The sequence below is a fragment of the Advenella sp. EE-W14 genome, assembly GCF_012923605.1.
GTDB lineage: Bacteria > Pseudomonadota > Gammaproteobacteria > Burkholderiales > Burkholderiaceae_B > Advenella > Advenella alkanexedens.
Map to the genome: position 1 here is coordinate 295027 of NZ_JAAVNG010000012.1, position 6427 is coordinate 301453.

The 6427-nt window shown below is 50.6% G+C and carries 5 protein-coding genes and 1 pseudogene; 1 reads left to right on the forward strand and 5 read right to left on the reverse strand.

Features of this window, described 5'->3' with window-relative positions; translation table 11 throughout:
* The 5 genes and pseudogenes from HCX92_RS12345 to HCX92_RS12365 form a co-directional block, all read right to left on the reverse strand.
* Positions 1–1540 (reverse strand): annotated as a pseudogene (locus HCX92_RS12345) (hypothetical protein); the annotation flags it as partial.
* A gap of 129 nt (positions 1541–1669) precedes the next feature.
* Positions 1670–2101, reverse strand: coding sequence for a MaoC/PaaZ C-terminal domain-containing protein (locus HCX92_RS12350; RefSeq protein WP_169295257.1), 432 nt, complete (start codon positions 2099–2101; stop codon positions 1670–1672).
* Positions 2098–2544 (reverse strand): MaoC family dehydratase N-terminal domain-containing protein, encoded by a 447-nt coding sequence (locus tag HCX92_RS12355; RefSeq protein WP_169295258.1) that lies wholly within the window; start codon positions 2542–2544, stop codon positions 2098–2100. The genes HCX92_RS12350 and HCX92_RS12355 overlap by 4 nt, the downstream gene beginning before the upstream one ends.
* A 15-nt stretch (positions 2545–2559) precedes the next feature.
* Positions 2560–3762 (reverse strand): ABC transporter substrate-binding protein, encoded by a 1203-nt coding sequence (locus HCX92_RS12360; protein WP_248290050.1) that lies wholly within the window; start codon positions 3760–3762, stop codon positions 2560–2562.
* Positions 3763–3989: 227 nt separating this feature from the next.
* Complete coding sequence (locus HCX92_RS12365; RefSeq protein WP_169295259.1) at positions 3990–5627, reverse strand: acyl-CoA synthetase; 1638 nt, start codon at positions 5625–5627, stop codon at positions 3990–3992.
* Between the two features lie 256 nt (positions 5628–5883).
* Between HCX92_RS12365 and HCX92_RS12370 the strand changes: the two genes are divergently transcribed.
* Complete coding sequence (locus HCX92_RS12370; RefSeq protein ID WP_169295260.1) at positions 5884–6405, forward strand: hypothetical protein; 522 nt, start codon at positions 5884–5886, stop codon at positions 6403–6405.
* The last annotated feature ends 22 nt before the right edge of the window (positions 6406–6427 follow it).

Genomic DNA, 6427 nt, shown 5'->3' on the forward strand with positions numbered 1-6427 from the left:
AAAAAGGATTGGGACTTGGGCTGGCAGGCAGGACCTCGTCGGTCAGGCCAAGAATCCATACGGCATCCCAACGGCCGCCCTCTGCCTCCAGAAAACCCAGCACATCAAGCCGTGCCTTTTTATCCCGTTGCGGCTGAAAAGCCGATTGACGTGCCAATCTGTGCAACAAGGCACAAGCACCGGTGGCATCCAGAAGCCCGCCCACCTCATATAAGGCAGAGAAACGAACCAGCAATTTTTCAAAAGCCTGACACACCTGAAAATTGGCGCTAGTCAGTGTTGCCGGACCAGGAAACCCGAAACTCACCAGACATTCACGAATACGCTGTGCCCATTGGTCGGTGCTGGCACGCGTGTACTTGCCCTGAAAAGGCTGACACCAGTGTTGATAAACCTCCTTGAACTTCAAGGACGCTGCCGTATCCAGCTCTTCAAACATGGCCAACACAACCGCCTCGGGAACCGTAATGTCTTCTTTCTGACGCAGCTGGGCATCGTATTGTGCCATGGCCGCCAACACCGAAGGCCTGGCGGCACAATGCCCTGCGAGCAAGGCCGCCCCCAGCACCTGTACCTCGCATTGCCCGCGACTGCCCAGCTGCGCCAGCAGCCTCAGCCAGGCGAAAGCCGCCCGCACGGGCGCCCACTCGGTTAGAGGACGGCCAACCGCCACGTTCCAGCTTAACCCATGGCGACCCAGGTTTTGCGTTAACAAACGTCTGGCCAATGGGGCTTTGGCTTCCAGATCCGGTGCCACAATGGCATACGTCCCCTGAGGGTTATCCTGCAGGGCCTGTCGTGCCCATTCAATCGCCGCTTCCCATTCTGCAGCCGTATCTCCCAACGCTGTCTTGCCAACATCACTGGCGCTGGCCGACTTTTCAGCCAGCACATACAGATTGGTCCCATTCGCCTGGCAAGCCTTTAACAGCCTGCCCAAACGGGGGGAGCACTCCGCAAACCCCAGCAAAACAATCTGCTTGGGCAAACTCAGGTTTTCATGATTTTCGAGTGCACGAATCAGACTTTCCTGCATCAGACAATCGTCTTCCGCATCCATCCGGGACAGGCGATGCAGGTAAGCCTGTTGCCATTGCCTGAACCGCTCGTACTCTTGCGTGCTTTCATCCTCCCTGACCTGAATATGCCAGTCGGCACACAAATGATGGGCATCAGAAGCCATTTTTGCCGTTTGCTGCAAATCCAGTAAGCGTCCCGCCCCTTCTTCCTGCTCAATAACCGATTCCCACACCAATTGCTCGGCAAAACGGTCCAGTGCAATGGCCGGCACATGACTTTGAGTACTGAATAAACGATCATCATGCAAGGCACGAAGCCATCGGCCCAGCGGCATAATCCGGGGTAATTCAACAATACTGGCAGAAGGACCCATATGCTGGATCAGCCACTGTTTCAGACGCAATGCCTGCCGGTTGTTAACGGTCAGCACCAGTTGCTGACGGGCATCTGCCGCCACCAGCCCATCGATGGACAGCGCCGGCAAGGCGGAAATCATAAACTCAGGTGAAGCGGCAGTCATAAGCCTCCATTCAAGATAGAAAACATCATTTGACAGCAATAATGATACTTGATTGGGCGTAACTTCACTGACAAATAATACAAATCACAGGCCATGCATCGGGCATTAACAAGGCTGTGTTTTGAACATTCACATAAACGGCAATGTTACCCGCACCTCTGCGGTTAACTTTTGCACGCCATGCTGGTTGCAAACGCTCAAATCCATCACAAGCAACTGACCGGTTTCTGTCTGTTCCACCTGACTGACAGTGCCGGTACATACCGGCTGCTCTGCCAACTGCATGACGCTGACAAAGCGCACCTTGATATTGTCCAGATATTCTTGCCGCACAATGCGTGAAAGACACTGCTGCATGAAGGCAAAGGTAAACATGCCATGCACAAACACATCATCAAAACCGGCGGCTTGCGCATAATCACTGTCTATATGCAATGGGTTATGGTCGCCCGAAGCCCCCGCAAACAGGGCCAGTGCCGCGCGACTGAAGGGCTCCCCCTGCCATAGCGGCAAGCGATCACCCACCTTGCAATGTCTTAACTCAAACCCTGAATTGCTCATGATTTCCGATTTTCCACAAATACCGATCTTAAATCGGCAACATGTTTGCCATCCTGGTTTTCCACCCGCGTGTAACGGTCAAGAAAATACAGGGTGCCGTTTTTTTTGCTGTAGACATCAGCCACCCGGGAAGTAAACGTTAATACATCACCGGCAAAACACTGGCCATGGCACATGAATTCCTGCGAGGCATGCAATGTTTTACCGGCATCCAGACCCACCTGGGTAAACCAGGCATAGGGGTCTTCCCTGTTCATTTCCAGACCGAACAACAGCCCCACGGGCACCACGACCGACGGATACCCCTGCGCTTTGGCATAAACCTCATCAAAGAACAAACGCTCGGTCTGCCCGGTGACTTTCGCATAAAACTGCACCTGGAACAGGGAAGCCGGCACCTGGTGAGACCCCAATTCCTTACCGATCAACCCCGCTTCAGGCATATTGACTCCTTATGTTCAACGCTTTGTTACCAAGTGGCATTTGGATTCTGACAAAGGAAGGTTGGCATCTTCAGCTGAAATAACGCCCTTGATATGGTAATAATCCCAGGGTCTTGTTGATTCGTCCGGTTTTTTCACTTCCAGCAAAAGCATATCATGAGCAAATTTGCCATCCTCCCTGATCTTGCCCTTGAACAGGCCATCATCAATTTCTTTAGACTTCAAATACGCCATGACCTTGTCGGCATCGTCAGTACCGGTTTGCTTGATGGCATCCAGATAATTGATCACTGATGAATACACCCCAGCCTGCCCCATACTAGGCATTTTGTTGGTTTTGGCATAATAGCGCTCTGACCAGTCACGGGTTTTGTCATCGCGATCCCAATAGAAACCTTCTGTCAGCATCAGGCCCTGTGCCGCATCCAGCCCCAACGCATGAATATCATTAATGAACATGACCATGGGTAAAATGCTTTGCTTTGACTGTGTGATGCCAAATTCGGCCGCCTGCTTGACTGCGGTAATCGTGTCCTGGCCGCCATTAGCCAGGGCAATGACATCGGCATTGGACTGTTGGGCATTCAACAAATAAGAAGAAAAATCGGTTGAGTTCAGCGGGTGCCTGGAAGACCCCACAATCTTGCCATTGTTTTTTTCGATCACCTTGCCAGCGGCATCCATCATGGCACCGCCAAAGGTGTAGTTCACCGTAATAAAATACCAATTCTTCTTGCCTGAATCCAGCACGTGCTTGGCCGTCCCATTGGACAGCGAATACGTGTCATACACCCAATGCACGGTATTCTTATTGCATTGCTCGTTAGTCAACGGCAAGGACGCAGCTCCGGACACCAGCGCAACCCGATTCTTGTCCGCGGCAATTTTACTGACTGCCAAGGCAATATTAGAGGTGACCAGTTCGGTAATCACATCCACCTTGTCCACATCAAACCATGCGTTGGCCCTGGCCATGCCAATATCCACTTTGTTCTGGTGATCGGCACTGACCAGCTCGATGGGGGTCTTGAAATCCGGGTTCGCCTTCTGGAAATCCTCAATCGCCATTTGTGCCGCGGTGACGGCTCCGGCACCGCTAAAGTCCGAATAAGGACCACTCATATCCGTCAGCACCCCTACCTTGACCAGATTGTCACTGATTTTTGGCTCGGCAGCCTGTACTGCCGGCAATGCCGCCATAGCTAAAGACAGGCCCAACCGGCCTTTGCCACCTTACCTAAAATGCACATCCCTTCTTTTTTCATCATTGTCTCCATTTATGTAAATATATTTACTTATAAAGACGAATTATGCCGATTTTTAAAAATTAATAAAGCAATTGCTTATAGGGACTTTCCCTTCCCTGCCTGACAAAACGAAAAAAGGGCATATAAGAAAACTTATATGCCCTTTGGGTTCATCTTATTTAATTTTTAATTAAATAATCATTTGGAAGGTGAAGACAACAGCTCTTGTGCCTGCTTTCTTAATTCATATTTCTGGATTTTACCGGTCGCTGTTTTTTGCAGCTCACCAAATATGATTTTTTTAGGCACTTTGAAACGGGCCAGATTCTCACGGCAATAATCCAGGATTTCGTCTTCCTGAACTTGTGTACCCTCTTTCAGCTCGACAAAGGCAACCGGAATTTCTCCCCATTTCTCATCGCCAAGCGCCACCACCGCGCAGTTGGCCACACCGGGATATTTATACAGCACATCTTCCACTTCGATACTGGAAATGTTCTCGCCACCTGAAATAATGATGTCTTTGCTGCGGTCCTTGATTTGTACATAACCGTCTTCATGCATGACACCCAAATCGCCCGTATGGAACCAGCCGCCTTCGAAGGCTTCCTGGGTGGCATGCGGATTTTTAAGATAACCCTTCATGACAATATTACCCCGGAACATCAGCTCGCCCATTGATTGGCCATCAGCCTTGATGTCTTCCATGGTGGACGGATTTTTAACGCTTAAACCAGCCTGCAGGTGATAACGCACACCCTGACGGGATTTGAGCCTGGCTCGATCTTCTATGCTTAACGCTTGCCAGCTGTCGTGCTCGACACAAACCGATGCAGGGCCATAGACTTCGGTAAGGCCGTAAACATGAGTGATATCAAAACCCATTTTTTCCATGCTGGCCAACACGGCCTCTGGAGGTGCCGCACCGGCAATTAAACCCTTGACGGTATGATCAATGCCTTTTTTCAATTCATCGGGCGCATTGGCCAGGGCCGAATGCACCACGGGGGCGGCACAGTAATGGGTAACTTTTTCATCACGGATCAAATCAAGGCAAACCTTGGCATCAAACTTGCGCAGGCAGACATTCACCCCGGCACGCGCAGCGATTGTCCAGGCAAAGCACCAGCCATTGCAGTGAAACAGGGGCAAAGTCCACATATAAACGGGGTGCTTGCCCATATCCCATTCTAAAATGTTTGACATTGCATTAAGGGCCGCCCCACGATGATGGTAAACCACCCCTTTGGGGTTGCCCGTGGTGCCCGACGTATAGTTAAGGGCGATGGCATCCCATTCATCTTCAGGCATTTGCCAATTATTGAGATCTTTGGCAGAAGCCAGGAAAGATTCATAATCAAGTTCGGCAAACGGCTGGATATTTTGCGGACCCAGGGCATCATTAACCTGAACAATAGTAAGATGGGGCAGTTTACGACGGATTTGAGGAATGTGGGCCTCGAACTCGCTGTCTACCAGCAGCACCTCGGCCTCGCCGTGTTCGAGGCAGAAAATAAGACTGTCTGTATCTAAGCGCACATTTAGCGAACAAAGCACACCCCCCGACATGGGCACCCCAAAATGGGCCTCTACCATGGCAGGCGTATTATGCAGCAAAACCGCAACCGTGGAATTGCGCTTTACACCCAACTGGCGCAGCGCCACCGCCAACTGCTTGGAGCGACGGTTGGTTTCAGCCCAGTTTTGTCGGATAGGCCCATGAACGATTGCCAGACGGTCACCATATACACTGGCGGCGCGTTGCAGGTAATCAATAGGGGTTAAGGGTGCATAATTGGCCTGGTTACGCTGAAGGCCCGTATCAAAATCAGCCATTGTGTCTCCTGTTGGCTATTCATTAATTTATACAAGATGTTACCAGAAAGATTAACAAATAAACCTCGAATAGATCAATATATTGGCGATTATTTTTACCTATTCAAACACCGTAACACCTTGATAACTGCTATTGCGTCAACTTTCATAATTATTTGATCCAAAAAATAACGCATCCGCTTGCAAACCCGCCACAATTGACCTAAAGTTGTCTAAAATGCCAGATTTGTTTCTTTAACTCAGGCACTATCACTTCATGAACACGGCACAAATCCAACTTCTGCGAGACGCAGCCAGGCAGGCTGATACTGGCAAGCACTGGATTGCCACGGCCAAATTCCTGGACATCGCCAATCCCAAGATCATTGCCGATTTATGCGATGAAGTGCTTACCTTGCGGGCCGGGTACAACAAAACCCCCAGCATCATGCCCTCCAAAAATGCACTGGAAGAGGTTTTCCAAATGGAATGCCCCAACCCTTCCTGCGATAAAACCAAAGACGGCTATGCCATTCGCTACGCCGGACAAACCTACGACCCCAACAAGGCAGAAGCAGCCCCAGGTGTTGCCTGGACCGCACAGGAAATGGCCATTTTCAAGGCCCGCCAGGACGGCAGCATTACAGAACTGCTAAGCCGCCTGGAAAACATGGCGCACATCCCCACCTGGTACCTGACGGTTGAGGCTGGAAAAAGAAAGGGTTATGAAGGCACTTTGATTTTCAAATACAGCCGGGAAGCACCGAATCGGGCACAGCAGCTGACGTTTTTGGATTGAGTTCCGGCCACAGCGCATATCA

Excerpts from the sequence above, each read along its gene's own strand:
- HCX92_RS12350 (WP_169295257.1), bottom strand. The coding sequence starts at position 2,101 with ATGAGCAATTCAGGGTTTGAGTTAAGACATTGCAAGGTGGGTGATCGC.
- HCX92_RS12355 (WP_169295258.1), bottom strand. The coding sequence starts at position 2,544 with ATGCCTGAAGCGGGGTTGATCGGTAAGGAATTGGGGTCTCACCAGGTG.
- HCX92_RS12365 (WP_169295259.1), bottom strand. The coding sequence starts at position 5,627 with ATGGCTGATTTTGATACGGGCCTTCAGCGTAACCAGGCCAATTATGCA.
- HCX92_RS12370 (WP_169295260.1), top strand. The coding sequence starts at position 5,884 with ATGAACACGGCACAAATCCAACTTCTGCGAGACGCAGCCAGGCAGGCT.